Origin of the sequence: Paraburkholderia diazotrophica, assembly GCF_038900755.1 — a bacterium.
GTDB classification, from domain to species: Bacteria; Pseudomonadota; Gammaproteobacteria; order Burkholderiales; family Burkholderiaceae; genus Paraburkholderia; species Paraburkholderia diazotrophica_A.
Genome location: NZ_JBBPEN010000010.1, coordinates 229,167 through 245,525, shown reverse-complemented (window position 1 = coordinate 245,525; position 16,359 = coordinate 229,167). Strand labels below are relative to the sequence as shown.

Sequence of the window (16,359 nt, the reverse complement as noted above, 5' to 3'; positions counted from 1 at the left end):
AAGTAATTGGCGGAGATGCGTTAGCGCGCGTCTGCCTGCCGTTGCGCATTCATCAGCGCCTTCATGATCCGGCCGAACGCCTCGGGCCGTCCGTCGAAAATCCGCTCGACGGCCTTTTCCTCGATCAACCGGCGCCGCAACATCTCGCGCTCGGCGTGCCGCGTCGCGAGCCGCACGGCGGCGCGCACATATTCGTCGATCGAATGCGTGGTCAACCTGGCGGGCATGCCCGCGCGTCCGAAGAGCCCGCTGTCGATGCGCTCGAAAACTTCTGCGCCGCACAGGTTGACGCCGGGCAGACCGAGCGTGAGCGCATCGACGATGCCGTTCGTATTGCCGAACGGAAAAGGGCTCACGAACATGTCCATCGTGTTCATCACCCTCATATAGGCCGGGTAGCGCATCCCGCCGTACACCAGCACGTTTTCGGGCGGCAGCGCCGCGTGGATCAGCCGGCGCACGTAGGCGATATCGAGACCTTCCGCCCACGACGTCATGAAATGGAAGCGCACGGGAATGCCGGCCGTTTCGATGATCCGCCGGCACGCGCCGAGAAAGCGTGGGTTGAGCTTCATCGCGCTCGCGGTGACGGCGATGTCGATGAACTCGCCGCGCTCGGGAACGCCCGGGGTGATGTCGGTGAGCAGTTTCGATGGCACATACGGTTGTCCGTCCTTCGGCAGGCGCATCAGCTTTTCGCTGAAGCACGCGGGATGGCCGACGAAATCTTCCTCGACGCTCACGTAGTCGATGCACGACGCGTGCATCGTCGCCGGGTGGCCGAGCGCCGCGATCTGTAGCGGCGCGACGCGCACGTTCGTCATGAAGATCGTGTGCGCGAACATGCCGACGCTCGGCATGTACAGCACGGCGGGCGGATTGTCGCGCGCGAAGTTCTGCACCTGACGGACGATCTCCCCGACATACTCCGGATGCTCGAAGGGGATGAAGCGATCGAACACGGCGCGGCCTGTTTCGTCGACATGCTGCGCTTCGCCGAATGCGACGACTTCGAAGCGCTCGCGCGCGGCGAGCATCGTGCGCGAATGCGTGCGATAGATCGAATGGCCGCCGTTGAACCATTCGAGCACGACGATCATCAGCGGCTTGCGCCCGGCCTGTTCTTCCGGCGCGGGAGCGTGCGCGACTTCCGTCTCGTGGGCGAGCAGGCCAAGCGAGTCGAGTTTCCTGCGCACGAGCCGGCTGATGCCGCGCTTCATCGCATGGCGGTTCGGCAGGTCGGAATAGCTGCAATGCATGTACGCGCCGCAGATGGCCGCGCCCGGCAGATCGTCGAGGTCGTCGATGGTTTCGAGCGCGCCGGGCAGCCATTCGATCAGGCGCTCGCGCTTTGCGTGTGCTGCCGGCGAGATCACGACGGCCGACCCGACGATCGACATGCCGAGGCTCGCCGCAAGCACCGGCTCGCTCTTCGCCAGATCGGCAAGATCGATTTCGTACTGCGATTCCATCGTGTACAGGACGATCTGCTTTCTGACCAGCGCTTTCGCGCTGTCGGCATCGTCCGATGATGTCGCGTGTTCGAGCAGCGCGCGCAGGATGTGATCCGTGCTGCCGTATGCCGACGCGACGAACAGCATGTTGAGCCAGTGACGGCTCGCGAAAAGCTGGTTGAACTGTTTGTCGCTCAGGCGGAATTGCGGATCGGCGAGGAGCGTTGTGACGGCGTCGGCGATGCGCTGCAGCGTCGCGGCTGCTTCGTTGCTCGCTGGAAGCGTCGGATCGGCGAACGCCAGATCGACGCCCGGCAGCCGGCCGCGATTCGAAATGAGCGTGTTGATCAACACGATCAGCGCTTCGTGCGCGGTGTCGTAGTCACGAGAAGCAATGAGGGCTTCGAACGCGTCGAGGGAGAATTCTTCGGTGCTCATGTCGGTGGTCGATTCGGGATGGCGAGCGGATGTGTCTGCTCTGAAGCGCGTGTCGCGTTAGCGGAAACGCGGGCAGTCGCGCCGTCTGACAAACCGATCGCAATTTTCGAAGAATCCGATTGGGCTGAATGCAGGAACACTCTGAGTTTGAGAAAGGATTTGGCTGCGAAAGCTGTTTCGTCTCGTGTTGCGTTGCTGTGGCATCAGTCCCAAGGCCAGACGAAAAAAAGCACGTCCGAAGACGTGCTTTCGTGTACCGCGTGATCGCGCGAAAAGCGCGATGCGCTCGCGTTACTTGACGCGCATGCCGGGCTTCGCGCCGCTGTCCGGCTCGAGCACGTAGATGCCCGGCTCGGCCTTCTCGTCGGCGGCCGATGCCGCGAGCACCATGCCTTCGGACAAGCCGAATTTCATTTTGCGCGGCGCGAGGTTCGCGACCATCACCGTCAGCTTGCCGACCAGCTGCTCAGGCTGATACGCCGACTTGATGCCCGAGAAGACATTGCGCGTCTTTTCTTCGCCGACATCGAGCGTCAGTTGCAGCAGCTTGTCCGAGCCTTCGACCGCGCGGCAATCGACGATCTTCGCGATACGCAGATCGATCTTCGCGAAGTCGTCGATCGTGATGATGCCGCTGTCGTCGGGATTCGCATGGGTGTCGCCGTGGGCGGCCGCTGTCGCTTTCGCGTGCGCCTTGGCTTTGGCCTGTGCCTGAGTCTTGTCGGCTTCGGCTGTCGCGCCGGCGGCCGGTTGCAGCGAGCTGCGGTTCGCGGCGAGCAGCGCCTCGATCTGCTTCGGATCGACGCGGGTCATCAGGTGCTTGTACGCGTTGATCGCGCGCGCGGAACTCAACGGCTTGTCGGCATCCGTCCACGTCAGCGGCTCGACGCCGAGGAACGCCTCGGCCGCTTCGACGACCTTCGGCAGCACCGGCTTGAGCGCCAGCGACAGCAGACGGAACGCTTCGAGCGACACGCTGCATGTTTCATGCAGCGCGACGGCGTTTGCCGGGTCCTTCGCCTGATCCCAGGGCTTGGCCGTATCGACGTATGCGTTCACCGAATCCGCGAGTTCCATCGTCAGGCGCAGCGCGCGGCCGTAGTCACGCGCCTCGTAATGAGCGGCGATCTGCGGAATCGCGGCGCGCAGCGACGCGAGCAGCGGATGCTGCATCGCGCTGTCCTGCACGCGGCCGTCGAAGCGCTTGATCAGGAAGCCGGCGGCGCGGCTCGCGATGTTCACGTACTTGCCGACGAGATCGCTGTTCACGCGCGCCTGGAAGTCTTCGAGGTTCAGGTCGATGTCTTCCATCGTGCTATTGAGCTTGGCCGCGAAGTAGTAGCGCAGCCATTCCGGGTTCATGCCCGTTTCGATCACGCTGTTGGCCGTGATGAACGTGCCGCGCGACTTCGACATCTTCGCGCCGTCGACGGTCAGGAAGCCGTGCGCGAACACGTTGGTCGGCGTGCGATGGCCGGAGAATTCGAGCATCGCGGGCCAGAACAGCGTGTGGAAGTACAGGATGTCCTTGCCGATGAAGTGATACTGCTCGGCCTTCGAGCCCTTCTTTACCCACGCGTCGAAGTCGACGCCGCGCTTCTGCGCGAGATTGCGGAAGCTCGCGTAGTAGCCGACGGGCGCGTCCAGCCACACGTAGAAGTACTTGCCCGGCGCGCCCGGAATCTCGAAGCCGAAGTAGGGCGCATCGCGCGAGATGTCCCAGTCGGCGAGCTTTGCTTCGCCCGCATCGCCGAGCCATTCGCGCATCTTGTTGGTCGCTTCCTGCTGCGCGAGGCCGCCGACCCAACCGCGCAGGAACGACTCGCAGCGCGGGTCCGACAGCTTGAAGAAGTAGTGCGTCGAAGTCTTCTTGATCGGCGTCGCGCCCGACACGACCGAGTACGGGTTGATCAGCTCGGTCGGCTGATACGTCGAGCCGCACACTTCGCAGTTGTCGCCGTACTGGTCCTTCGCGTGACACTTCGGGCACTCGCCCTTGATGAAGCGGTCCGGCAGGAACATTTCCTTGACGGGGTCGTACGCCTGCTCGATGTCGCGCGCTTCGATCAGGCCGGCCGCCTGCAGCGCCGTGTAGATCGATTCGGACAGCACGCGGTTCTCTTCGGAATCGGTCGAGTAGTAGTTGTCGAACGAAATGCCGAAGTTGTCGAAGTCGCGCTTGTGCTCCCGCCACACGCGGTCGATCAGCTGCTTCGGCGTGATGCCTTCCTGTTCCGCCTTCAGCATGATCGGCGTGCCGTGCGTGTCGTCGGCGCCGACGTAGTAGACCTCGTGCCCATGCATTCGCAGCGCGCGGACCCAGATGTCCGTCTGGATATATTCGACCAGGTGGCCGATATGGATTTGCCCATTCGCATACGGCAGGGCAGACGTGACGAGGATCTGGCGGCGGCTCTCGGGCGCGCCGGCGGCGGTGAGGTCCGCGGATTGAACCGCGGTGGCGTCGGTTGCTGACATGTGGGTTCTATGGACTGGCGGAAGGTACGGGCGGCCGTCACAACGTCAACGCGGACGGCGCTGCGCCCAGGACCACACGGGCGGGGTGTCCGCTCATGCAGCTCGGGTTGTCGAACGCGGCTTCGCGGATTGTCGTCGCGCGTAAAACCGGCCCGAATCGTCGATTTTACCAGCGTGGACCGGCGGAGGCAGCGCGCAGATGAGCGCGGGCATTCGGCGGCATCTAGCGGCGAGGTGGCGGCAATGCGTGTCGCGCTCGATTGGGTTCGCGAAGTGAGTAGAGAGAAGTCGCGTCACGTTCGCATCGAATTGATCACGCAGCTGAGCGCTTGCGAACAGGGTCGCGATGCACTCATTTGCGGTGCGCGGCGTTACGCGGGAGGGGACGGCGAGGGGCCGAAGAGCAGGCAAAAAAAACCGGGGCTATGGGCCCCGGAGCAACAACGACAAGAGGAGAATGGTGACGCGGCGGCCTCGCCGCACGCGTACCGTAAAGACAGACAGCGGAATTTCAGAAGAGTTCGAAAAAATTTTCGATCCGCTTGTGCGGTCCGCTGCGAAGGGCTTCCGGGCGCATCGGCGGCGCTTCGGCATGGTCCTGCGCGTCGCCCTTCGTTCCTGCGCGAGTCTGTCCGGACAGGCTCTATGAGGCAGAAGCCTGTCGTTTTCCCGCTGTCCTTATTGCGCGTGCTGCGCCATTGCGCGCAGATAGATTTCGACGCGGCGGTTTTGCGCACGGCCCGCTTCCGTGTTGTTGTCCGCGATCGGCTGGTTCGCGCCCATGCCCGAAGCCGACAGACGCTGCGGCGCGACGCCGTCCTGTGCCAGCGCGTTCGTCACGCTCTGCGCGCGGTTGACGGAAAGCGTCTGGTTATAGGCCGCCTGGCCCGTGCTGTCGGTATGGCCCACGACTTGCGCAACCACTTCCGGATTCTGGTTCAGCGTTTGCGCGACTTGCGTGAGCACAGGCGCGAACGACGGCTTGATCGCGTAGCTGTTCGTGTCGAACGTGACCGAGCTCGGGATGTTCAGCTTGAGCGAGCCGTCCGGCTGCTCGCTGATCTGCGTGCCCGTGCCCTTCGTCGCGCCCGACAGCTTGTTCTTGATGTTCTGCCAGTTGTAGCCGGTGACGCCGCCGACCGCCGCGCCGACGCCCGCGCCGATCGCCGCGCCCTTGCCGCCGCCGAAGATCGCGCCGAGCGCAGCGCCCGTGCCCGCGCCAACGCCCGTGCCGACGGCCGTGTTGGTGCCCTGCTGGGTTGCGCAGCCGCCGAGCAGCGCGCCAACGACAGCCAACGCCGACAGGCGCGTCATGATTTTTGCATTCATTTTGAGTCCTCTTGAGTAAGACTTGAATAAGACGGTCGACACACAGATGAAGGTCCGACATCGCGCCGATAGCCGGAAAGGGTCTTCCGGCAAGCCCCGGCGCCAGCCACTACAATGACGACTGAGTCAGCGACGATTCGGCCCTATAGCAAAACTTGCGCGGCAAGCGTGCCAATGAGACAGGTTTTAGGCAATGCCGGCTAACAATTTCTTTCAATATTTCCGGCGTGTCGCGCATCCTTCGATCGCGCGCCGCGCCGAGCGTTCCCACGGAGACTCAATGAGCATCGATCGGGCTTTGATAGACGCGGCCCTCGCAGCCATCACCGACCCCAACACGCAGCGTCCTTTCGCCGCAGCCAAAAACTTCAGGAACGTCGCCGTCGATGGTGCCATGGTCAGCATCGACGTGGTACTCGGCTATCCGGCCAGGCGCCAGTTCGACACGGTCCGCACGCTCGTCGCCGATGCGCTGCGCAGCGTGCCTGGCGTCGCCGAAGCGCGCGTGCAGGTGTCGCAGGACATCGCCGCGCATACCGTGCAGCGCGGCGTGAAACTGTTGCCCAACGTGAAGAACATCGTGGCCGTCGCGTCCGGCAAGGGCGGCGTCGGCAAGAGCACGACGGCCGTCAATCTGGCGCTGGCGCTCGCGAGCGAAGGCGCATCGGTAGGCATTCTCGATGCCGATATCTACGGCCCGTCGCTGCCGATGATGCTCGGCATCGAAGGCCGCCCCGAGTCGCCCGACGGCCAGTCGATGAACCCGCTGACGGGCCACGGCTTGCAGGCGAACTCGATCGGCTTTCTGATCGAGCAGGACAACCCGATGGTATGGCGCGGCCCGATGGCCACGTCCGCGCTCGAACAACTGCTGCGGCAGACCAACTGGAAGGATCTCGACTATCTGATCGTCGACATGCCGCCGGGCACGGGCGACATCCAGCTGACGCTGTCGCAGCGCGTGCCCGTGACGGGCGCCGTGATCGTCACGACACCGCAGGACATCGCGCTGCTCGACGCGAAGAAGGGCCTGAAAATGTTCGAGAAAGTCGGCATTCCGATTCTCGGCATCGTCGAGAACATGGGCCTGCATATCTGCTCGAACTGCGGCCACGAAGAGCATATCTTCGGGCAGGGCGGCGCCGAGCGGATGTCGAAGGAATACGGCGTCGACGTGCTCGGCAGCCTGCCGCTCGACATCGCGATCCGCGAGCAGGCCGATTCGGGTCATCCGACGGTGGTCGCGGACCCGGATGGCCGCGTCGCCGAAATCTATCGGACGATTGCCCGCAAGGTCGCGATTCATATCGCCGAGCGTTCGCGCGACATGAGTTCGAAGTTCCCGACAATCGTCGTGCAGAACACGTGACGCGCACTGCGTCGCCTGTGGCGCGATGAGGGACGTCGCGCCAGGGGCGGCGGCTCGCGGCGCGGTGTGCGGAGCGCGGCACGAGCACGCCGCGCTTGCCGGGTCAGACGGCGAGGCAAGTCATCAGAAGGCGGGTTGAAAGGGGTCTGAATGCGGGCCCGCTCGCGGTATCATGTCGGCTTCATCAGGTCCGGCAACGCGGTCGCGGGGACGGCCGGCGCTCGACAAGAGGATCGCATGAGAAAACGAATCGGCGGCGAGGCGATCAAGACAAGCATCGTCCTGGCTGCGACCTGTGTCCTGTTATCGGGGTGCAGCTTCCTTAGGCCTCAGGAGAAACGCGCAGACGCGCAGTTGGTGCCGACGCTCGGCAACAACGCGCGCGGCATGGTCACGTTCATCGAGCATTCGGACGGCGTGCAGGTGACCTACAACCTGACAGGGCTGCCGCCGAACAGCGATCACGCGCTGCAGGTCCACGAACGCGGCGACTGCAATTCCGCCGACGGCTCGGGCGCGGGCGCCATATTTGCGCCGGCGGCGGAGCGCCTGAAGATCGGCGCGCGGGTCGAAGGCGATCTCGGCAATATTCACGCGGACGCAGCGGGCGTGGCGGCGGGCTTCATCGTCGCGCCGGACGTATCGCTCGACGGCGTGCGTTCCGTGATGCAGCGCGCCGTGCTGCTGCATCGCGACGCATCCGATCCGTATGCCTATCCGCAGCATGGCGCCGGTCCCGCCATCGCATGCGGGCTGATCCGCCCGTAGTTTCCTGTCGTTCAGCAATGGCTTGCGCATCGCCCGTCGCGGTGGCGCCCCGGCCAATCGTTTGCGCAGCGCGCAAACTCATCGTTCTCCGTTTGTATTTCCGCAGCCGTCCGATCGGGCATCGTCCGTGGCCGTTTTTTCGGTGCAAGCACGGTGCAAAGCGCGTGAGCGGACGCGATACACGCCGCATCGGGCGCACATGCCGTGATCGCGTAAAATAAGCGCCTTTCGTCCGGCGGCGCGCGCTCCGTGAGCGGCGCGCGTGCGTCAGCCGGCCCGACACAACCCGTCAGCAGCGTTCACCTATGAGCATCAAATCCGACAAGTGGATCCGGCGCATGGCCGAAGAGCACAAGATGATCGAGCCGTTCGCGCCGAATCAGGTGCGCGCGACGGAAGACGGTCGCAAGATCGTCAGCTATGGAACGTCGAGCTACGGCTACGACATTCGCTGTGCCGACGAATTCAAGATCTTCACGAACATCAATTCGACGATCGTCGACCCGAAGAACTTCGACGAGAAGTCGTTTGTCGATTTCAAGGGCGACGTCTGCATCATCCCGCCGAACTCGTTCGCGCTCGCGCGCACGGTCGAATATTTCCGCATTCCGCGCAGCGTGCTGACGGTGTGTCTCGGCAAATCGACCTATGCGCGTTGCGGCATCATCGTCAACGTGACGCCGTTCGAGCCGGAGTGGGAAGGGCACGTCACGCTCGAATTCTCAAATACGACACCTTTGCCTGCGAAAATCTACGCGAACGAAGGCGTTGCGCAGGTGCTGTTCTTCGAAAGCGACGAGATTTGCGACGTATCCTACGCGGATCGCGGCGGCAAGTACCAAGGTCAGCACGGCGTGACGTTGCCTAAGACGTAACGAGCCAGCGCACTGAATCACCAGCTACTCGGGTGACCGCTGCGCATGACCAAGCAGCGGTCGTTCTTTTTGGAGAATCGCCCATGAAGTTTCGTTTTCCCGTCGTCATCATCGACGAAGATTTCCGCTCCGAGAACATCTCCGGTTCCGGCATCCGGGCGCTTGCCGAGGCCATCGAGAAAGAAGGCGCGGAAGTGCTGGGTCTCACGAGCTATGGCGATCTGACCTCGTTCGCGCAGCAGTCGAGCCGCGCGTCGTGCTTCATCCTGTCGATCGACGACGACGAACTGCTGCCGTACGTCGAGAACGGCGACGACGACGTGCCCGAGCTGGCGCCCGCGATCATCGACCTGCGCGCGTTCGTCGCCGCCGTGCGCCGCCGCAACGCGGACATCCCGATCTTCCTGTACGGCGAAACGCGCACGTCGCGCCACCTGCCGAACGACATCCTGCGCGAGTTGCACGGCTTCATTCACATGTTCGAGGACACGCCGGAGTTCGTCGCGCGCCACATCATCCGCGAGGCGAAGGTGTATCTGGATTCGCTCGCGCCGCCGTTCTTCAAGGAGCTGGTGCAGTATGCGGACGAAGGTTCGTACTCGTGGCACTGCCCTGGCCACTCGGGCGGCGTCGCGTTCCTGAAGAATCCGCTCGGCCAGATGTTCCATCAGTTCTTCGGCGAGAACATGCTGCGCGCGGACGTCTGCAATGCCGTCGACGAGCTCGGCCAGCTGCTTGACCACACGGGTCCTGTCGCGGCGTCGGAGCGCAACGCGGCGCGCATCTTCAGCGCGGACCATCTGTTCTTCGTGACCAACGGCACGTCCACGTCGAACAAGATCGTCTGGCACGCGACCGTCGCGCCCGGCGACATCGTGCTCGTCGACCGCAACTGCCACAAGTCGATCCTGCACGCGATCACGATGACGGGCGCGATCCCCGTGTTCCTCACGCCGACGCGCAATCACTTCGGCATCATCGGTCCGATTCCGCGCGACGAGTTCAAGCCGGAAAACATCCGCAAGAAGATCGAAGCGAATCCGTTCGCGCGCGAAGCGCTCGCGAAGAATCCGAACCTCAAGCCGCGCATCCTGACGATCACGCAGAGCACGTATGACGGCGTGATCTACAACGTCGAGATGATCAAGGACCTGCTCGGCGACATGCTCGACACGCTGCATTTCGACGAAGCGTGGCTGCCGCACGCCGAATTCCACGAGTTCTATCAGGACATGCATGCGATCGGCGCGGGCCGTCCGCGCACGGGCGCGCTCGTGTTCGCGACGCACTCGACGCACAAGCTGCTCGCGGGCATCTCGCAGGCCTCGCAGATCGTCGTGCAGGACTCCGAGAACAGCACGTTCGACCGCCACCGTTTCAACGAGGCGTATCTGATGCATACGTCGACGAGCCCGCAGTACGCGATCATCGCGTCGTGCGACGTGGCCGCGGCGATGATGGAGCCGCCGGGCGGCACGGCGCTGGTCGAAGAATCGATTGCCGAAGCACTCGACTTCCGCCGCGCGATGCGCAAGGTCGATGCCGAATACGGCGACGACTGGTTCTTCAAGGTGTGGGGCCCGGAAGAGCTCGCGGAAGAGGGCATCGGCTCGCGCGACGACTGGATGTTGCGCCCGAACGACCGTTGGCACGGCTTCGGCGCGCTGGCGGACGGCTTCAACATGCTCGACCCGATCAAGGCGACGATCATCACGCCGGGTCTCGACGTGGACGGCGAATTCGGCGAGACGGGCATTCCCGCCGCGATCGTCACGAAGTATCTGGCCGAGCACGGCATCATCGTCGAGAAGACGGGCCTGTACTCGTTCTTCATCATGTTCACGATCGGCATCACGAAGGGCCGCTGGAACTCGATGGTCACGGAGCTCCAGCAGTTCAAGGACGACTACGACAACAACCAGCCGCTGTGGCGCGTGTTGCCCGAGTTCGTCGCGCAGCATCCGGCGTACGAGCGCATCGGCTTGCGCGATCTGTGCGAGCAGATCCACAGCGTCTATCGCGCGAACGACATCGCGCGCCTGACGACCGAGATGTACCTGTCGAGCATGGAGCCCGCAATGAAGCCGTCCGATGCGTTCGCGAAGCTCGCGCACCGCGAGATCGACCGTGTGCCTATCGACGAACTCGAAGGCCGCGTTACGTCGATCCTGTTGACGCCGTATCCGCCGGGCATTCCGCTGCTGATTCCGGGCGAGCGCTTCAACAAGACCATCGTCAGCTATCTGCGTTTCGCGCGCGAGTTCAACGAGCGCTTCCCGGGCTTCCATACGGATATCCACGGCCTCGTGGGCGAAACGATCAACGGGCGCATCGAGTACTTCGTCGACTGCGTGCGCGACTCGTGATCATGAAGCAGGCATCGCGCTTCGGATTTCGGCGTCATGTGCGCGCGGCTGCGTGCGCGGCGCTGCTGGGCGTGCTCGCGCCGCTCGCCGCGCTGACGATCGCGCCCGCTGCGGCGCGCGCGGAAGCGGCTGCGGCCGACCCGATCGACGCATCGATGCGCATGTGTCTCGCGCGCGCGGATATGTCGTCGGCGGCGGGGCAGGTGCATTGCACGGATACGGCGCGCCTTGCGTGGCAGGCGTCGATGGACCAGTCGTTCCAGCAGGTGCTCGCGAACGTGCCCGACGCGCAGCGCAAGAAGTGGCAAGAGAGCCAGCGCCGCTGGCAGGCATGGCGCGACGCCGACGGCAAGCTGCTCGCGGCCGTGCTCGCCACGACGCAGGGCACGTCGTATCAGATCGCCGGCGCGGACATGCAGTTGCAGCCCGTGCGCGACCGCGCGCTCGCGCTGCGCACCGTGGCGGCGAACGCGGGCAAGCGGGACCCGAAGACGCGTCCGCGCGCCTGTTCGTTCGACGCGCAATGCGAGCACGCGATGTTCGATCTGAACCGCTATTACCGGCGTCTGCATGCGAAGTTGCCCGCGCATTCGCGCTCGACGCTGACGCGCGCGCAACGCGCGTGGACCGCGTATCGCGACGCGACCGTTCCGCTGATGGACGCGCGCACGCAAATCGACATCATCGGCGCGCGCGTTGCGCTGTTGAAGCGCATGGGCGATACGGCCGGCAACGATTGAGCCGCGCCGTCGTCAGGCTCACGCGCTACGTGAGCAGATAGTCGTCCTTCAAACCCGCCTTGTGCAGCGAAGGCTGCGCGAGCAGATCGCGGGCCGCGTCTTCGATGGTGGCGGAGAGCGCATCGAGTGCCAGGTCGTTGTCATCGGTGCCGAACGGCTCTTCGATCTGCGATGCGATTGCGTCAAGCGCCATGAACGTGTACGCGACGAACACCGAAAAGACGGGCGTAAATGCGCCGACGCTCTCCACGAGGCCGAACGGCAGCGCCGCGCAGAAGAAGTACACAGTGCGGTGAATCATCACCGAATACGCGAATGGCAGCGGCGTCGACACGATCCGCTCGCAGCCGCCGATCACATCCGACAGTCCGTTGAGATTGCGATCGATTGCGTGAACGGTCCACGCGTCGAGCTTGCCATCGCGCGCCTGACGCTGCACCCATTCGCCGAGCCAGAGCATGATCGTCGCGGGTCGATAACGCGACATCATGACGCGTTCGAAGAGCGCTGTGTCGAGCCTTTTCGACAGATCCTGCGACGGATCGGTGCCTCTCAGTTGATGACGCAGCGCATGCGCAAACGCGCCCAGCACCTGTACGAATTCGTGGGTGTCGTTTGCGGCGATCTGCGTGGATGACAGCGTCAGCACCTGACGCGTGAGCGAGCGTGTTTCGTTGAGCAACTGTCCCCAGAGCTTGCGCGCTTCCCAATAGCGGTCATAGCTCGCGCTGTTCCGAAAGCCGAGAAAGATCGCGAGCGCAATGCCGATCAGCGAGAACGGCGTGGTGCTGACGTTCACGTTGATATGCAGCACGTGGACGTGCACGGCGAGCGCGACGATTGAGATCAGCAGAATGAGGCCGAGGCGCGGCAGCAGTTCGGGCAGCACAGAGCCGCGCCATGCGAGCAGCATGCGGAACCAGTGAAGTTGCGGGCGGATGATCATGACGATGGGAGTCCTGTGCGGGCAATTGCATCGTGATGGTATCGAATGGTGCCGGCCTTTGCTCTGCGCAGCGGCGCTCGTCGGAAACGAAAAAGGCGAACCCTCGTCAGAGAATTCGCCTTTGGCGCAAAGCAAACAGAAAGCAAAAGAAGCGATCAGTTCATCGCCGCCCGCGCAGCCGCAATTGCCGCGCGCACCTGATCCGGCGCAGTGCCGCCAGGATGATTGCGGCTCGCCACCGAGCCTTCCAGCGTCAGATAACCGAACACATCGTCGCCGAGCAGCGATGCGACGTTCGGCAGTTCGGCCTTCATCTCATCGAGCGAAAGATCGGCGAGATCGCAGCCACGCTGATCGCAGATGCGTACCGCGTGCGCCACCGCTTCGTGCGCATCGCGGAACGGCAGACCGCGCTTGACGAGATAGTCGGCGAGATCGGTTGCCGTCGAAAAGCCTTGCAGCGCAGCCGAGCGCATCGCGTCGGGCTTGACCGTGATGCCCGCGACCATCTCGGCGAAGATGCGCAGCGTATCGGCCACCGTATCGACGGTATCGAACAGCGGCTCCTTGTCTTCCTGGTTGTCCTTGTTGTAAGCGAGCGGCTGGCCTTTCATCAGCGTGAGCAGCGCCATCAGATGGCCGTTCACGCGCCCCGTCTTGCCGCGCGCGAGCTCGGGCACGTCCGGGTTCTTCTTCTGCGGCATGATTGACGAGCCGGTGCAGAAGCGGTCCGCGATATCGATGAAGCCGACGCGCGGGCTCATCCACAACACGAGCTCTTCCGAGAAACGCGATACGTGCGTCATCACGAGCGCCGACGCGGCCGTGAATTCGATCGCGAAGTCGCGGTCGGATACGGCGTCGAGCGAGTTCGCGCAGATGCCGTCGAAGCCGAGCGTCTTCGCAACGGCATGACGATCGATCGGATAGCTGGTGCCCGCGAGCGCCGCCGCGCCGAGCGGCAGACGGTTCACGCGCTTGCGGGTGTCGAGCATGCGCTCGGCGTCGCGCGAGAACATCTCGACGTAAGCGAGCAGGTGATGGCCGAACGTGACCGGCTGCGCGACCTGCAGGTGCGTGAAGCCCGGCATGATCGTGGCGGCGTTCTTGTCCGCGAGGTCCAGCAGCGCGACGCGCAGATCTTTCAGCAGATCGCCGATGCGGTCGATTTCGCCGCGCAGCCACAGGCGGATATCGGTCGCGACCTGGTCGTTGCGCGAGCGGCCCGTGTGCAGACGCTTGCCCGCATCGCCGATCAACGCGGTGAGGCGCGCTTCGATGTTCAGGTGCACGTCTTCGAGGTCGAGTTGCCATTCGAACTCGCCGCGCTCGATTTCACCCTTGATCTGCGCCATGCCGCGCTGGATCGCCGCGAGGTCGTCGGCGCCGATGATCTTTTGCGCGGCCAGCATCGACGCGTGCGCGAGCGAGCCTTCGATGTCTACGAACGCGAGGCGCTTGTCGAAGAAAACCGACGACGTATAGCGCTTGACGAGTTCCGACATCGGCTCGGAGAAGCGAGCCGACCAGGCTTCGCCTTTTTTATGCAGTTGGGACGTCATGGTGATGGGCAGTGTGCGAGGTGAGGACGCGGACGGCGCGGCATCGCTGCGCCGCCTCGGGAAGACATCAATTTTAACACCCGCCGCGCGGCGAACCTTGCGGCGCGGCGCGGCGAGCGGATCAGGCGGACAGCGCGAACGACGCGGATATCATTCTTCGCGCACGAGCACGACGAGCTTCAGGTCTTCGCGATGTGCGGGCTTGAATGTGATCTGGTTGTAGACGACGTGGCCGTCGCGCGGATGGTTGAACTGGCGCTGGCCGCCTTCGCGCTCGTTGACGTCCTGCGACGCCCAGAAGCGCGCGAACGCATCGCTTGCCGCCGATAGCGAATCGATCAGCGAGCGTGTGGGCGCGTCGTTCTGATGGCGAATCGAATCGGCGCGATACTCGGCGGCGAGGCGCCGCGCGCGGATGTCCCAGTCGACGATCAGATTGCGCGCATCCGGCGACAGGAACGTGTAGCGCAGCAGATTGCGGTCATGCTCGCCGTCCAGCCAGCCGACGAACAGATCGGCCGCCGGCGCATTCCACGCGAGCGCCGTGAACTGGCGGTCGAGCACGTAGGCCGGCGCGTTCACGAGCTGGACGGTCTTGAGCAACATCGCGGGGGCATCGGCGGCGGCGGGGTCGGGCTCGGCGGGATCGCGCTGCGCAGCCAGTTCGAACAGATACGCGCGCTCGGCCCGCGACAGCTGCAACGCGATGGCGATGCGCGCGAGTGCATCGGCGGACGCGGACACGGGCCGTCCCTGTTCGATCCACGTGTACCAGGTGGGGCTCACGCCGCATAGCTGGGCGACTTCCTCGCGGCGCAGGCCGGGCGTGCGGCGGCGCGGTCCGGGCGGCAGGCCGACGGCTTGCGGCGACAGGCGCTCGCGATGCGCGCGGATGAATTCTCCGAGCGCGCGGGCAGGCGATGCATCGAGGGGCGGGACGGAATCGGCGGAAGACGGCGTGGTCATGTTGCTGACAGCGGTGGCTGGTAATCTCGATACCAGAATAATTGCTTGACTTGTACCGGTACAGGGCGGGCTCTATTGTAGCGACTGGAACGGGGCGTGCGAATAGGCGGGCCCGTTCGGGTCTTCGGACATGAGCCTCACAGGCGCCCTTGAAAGGGCCGCAATCATTTGCATGGGACGGGAGCACACGATGAAGCATCACGATCAGGTGGCCGACGCGTTCGGCTCGACAGCGGCCGCGTATCTGACGAGCCAGGTGCACGCGACGGGTGCGGACTTGCAGGCTCTGGCGGCGTCCATCGCTGCGACGCCGGGCGCGGCCGTGCTCGACATGGGGTGTGGAGCGGGGCACGCGAGTTTTGCCGTTGCGCCGCACGCCGGGTCCGTCGTCGCGTACGACATCGCGCCGCAGATGCTGGCCACTGTCGATGCCGCCGCGCAGGCGCGCGGGCTGTCGAACATCAGGACCTCGCAAGGTGCGGCCGAGAAGCTGCCATTCGCCGATGCTTCGTTCGACTGGGTGATCAGCCGGATGAGCGCGCATCATTGGCATGACGTGCCGCTGGCGCTCGCCGAAGTGCGGCGGGTGTTGAAGCGAGGCGGGCGCGTGCTGTTCATCGACATTGCCGGCAGCGATCATCCGTTGCTCGACACGCATCTTCAGGCAGTGGAAGTGTTGCGCGACGCTTCGCATATCCGCGACTATCGCGTTGACGAGTGGCTCGCCTTTTTCGCCGCGACCGGGTTTTCCGCGATCGTGCGCGAGCGGTGGCGCCTGCCGATCGAGTTCGCTTCGTGGGTTGCGCGGATGCGGACGCCCGAGGCGCGTGTCGATGCGATCCGTGCTGTCTGGGCTTCGGCGCCGGATGAAGTCCGCGAATACTTCGATGTGCAGGACGATGGGTCGTTCAAGCTCGATGCGTTGATGATCGAAGGGTGTTGAGGTTTTTTGTCTGCGACGGCTTTTTGTTTTTGGTTCTTATGGCTTGCTGCTGGCATTCGCGATGCGGATTGTGTCTGCGACGGCTTTTTGTTTTTGATTCTTATGGCTTGCTGGCGGCATTCGCG

At 64.1% G+C, this 16,359-nt stretch carries 12 protein-coding genes; 6 read left to right on the top strand and 6 right to left on the bottom strand.

What is annotated here, in order from left to right; genetic code table 11:
* Nucleotides 1-20: 20 nt before the first annotated feature.
* The 3 genes from AABE10_RS28075 to AABE10_RS28065 form a co-directional block, all read right to left on the bottom strand.
* Nucleotides 21-1,892: an adhesin gene (locus AABE10_RS28075; protein ID WP_342936467.1), complete on the bottom strand. Its 1,872-nt coding sequence runs from the start codon at nucleotides 1,890-1,892 to the stop codon at nucleotides 21-23.
* Between the two features lie 291 nt (nucleotides 1,893-2,183).
* Complete coding sequence (gene metG, locus AABE10_RS28070) at nucleotides 2,184-4,370, bottom strand: methionine--tRNA ligase (RefSeq protein WP_342936466.1); 2,187 nt, start codon at nucleotides 4,368-4,370, stop codon at nucleotides 2,184-2,186.
* Nucleotides 4,371-5,048: 678 nt separating this feature from the next.
* Complete coding sequence (locus AABE10_RS28065; protein ID WP_342936465.1) at nucleotides 5,049-5,699, bottom strand: OmpA family protein; 651 nt, start codon at nucleotides 5,697-5,699, stop codon at nucleotides 5,049-5,051.
* A 280-nt stretch (nucleotides 5,700-5,979) separates the two neighbouring features.
* Here AABE10_RS28065 and apbC point away from each other — a divergent pair, with 280 nt between their 5' ends.
* From apbC to AABE10_RS28040, 5 genes are all read left to right on the top strand, one after another.
* The gene (gene apbC / locus AABE10_RS28060; protein ID WP_342936464.1) at nucleotides 5,980-7,068 is read left to right on the top strand and encodes an iron-sulfur cluster carrier protein ApbC; all 1,089 of its coding nucleotides are present in this window, start codon (nucleotides 5,980-5,982) and stop codon (nucleotides 7,066-7,068) included.
* A gap of 237 nt (nucleotides 7,069-7,305) precedes the next feature.
* Nucleotides 7,306-7,836 carry a superoxide dismutase family protein gene (locus tag AABE10_RS28055; RefSeq protein WP_342936463.1) on the top strand — a complete coding sequence of 177 codons (531 nt, stop codon included), beginning with the start codon at nucleotides 7,306-7,308 and terminating at the stop codon, nucleotides 7,834-7,836.
* Nucleotides 7,837-8,141: 305 nt separating this feature from the next.
* Nucleotides 8,142-8,711, top strand: coding sequence for a dCTP deaminase (gene dcd / locus AABE10_RS28050; RefSeq protein WP_087734426.1), 570 nt, complete (start codon nucleotides 8,142-8,144; stop codon nucleotides 8,709-8,711).
* 83 nt (nucleotides 8,712-8,794) lie between these two features.
* Nucleotides 8,795-11,077: an arginine/lysine/ornithine decarboxylase gene (locus tag AABE10_RS28045; RefSeq protein ID WP_342936462.1), complete on the top strand. Its 2,283-nt coding sequence runs from the start codon at nucleotides 8,795-8,797 to the stop codon at nucleotides 11,075-11,077.
* Between the two features lie 2 nt (nucleotides 11,078-11,079).
* A complete protein-coding gene (locus tag AABE10_RS28040) occupies nucleotides 11,080-11,817 on the top strand; it encodes a lysozyme inhibitor LprI family protein (RefSeq protein ID WP_342936461.1) in 738 nt (245 codons plus the stop codon).
* Between the two features lie 25 nt (nucleotides 11,818-11,842).
* Here the strand turns inward: AABE10_RS28040 and AABE10_RS28035 are convergent, their stop codons facing one another.
* The 3 genes from AABE10_RS28035 to AABE10_RS28025 all read right to left on the bottom strand — a co-directional run bounded on the left by AABE10_RS28035 (nucleotide 11,843) and on the right by AABE10_RS28025 (nucleotide 15,291).
* Entirely contained in the window at nucleotides 11,843-12,763 is a 921-nt protein-coding gene (locus AABE10_RS28035) for a bestrophin family protein (RefSeq protein WP_342936460.1), read from the bottom strand.
* 155 nt (nucleotides 12,764-12,918) lie between these two features.
* A complete protein-coding gene (gene argH, locus AABE10_RS28030; RefSeq protein WP_342936459.1) occupies nucleotides 12,919-14,325 on the bottom strand; it encodes an argininosuccinate lyase in 1,407 nt (468 codons plus the stop codon).
* 150 nt (nucleotides 14,326-14,475) lie between these two features.
* On the bottom strand, nucleotides 14,476-15,291 hold the full coding sequence (locus tag AABE10_RS28025) for a helix-turn-helix transcriptional regulator (protein WP_342936458.1): 816 nt from the start codon (nucleotides 15,289-15,291) through the stop codon (nucleotides 14,476-14,478).
* A 190-nt stretch (nucleotides 15,292-15,481) separates the two neighbouring features.
* Between AABE10_RS28025 and AABE10_RS28020 the strand changes: the two genes are divergently transcribed.
* Nucleotides 15,482-16,234, top strand: coding sequence for a class I SAM-dependent methyltransferase (locus tag AABE10_RS28020; RefSeq protein ID WP_342936457.1), 753 nt, complete (start codon nucleotides 15,482-15,484; stop codon nucleotides 16,232-16,234).
* The last annotated feature ends 125 nt before the right edge of the window (nucleotides 16,235-16,359 follow it).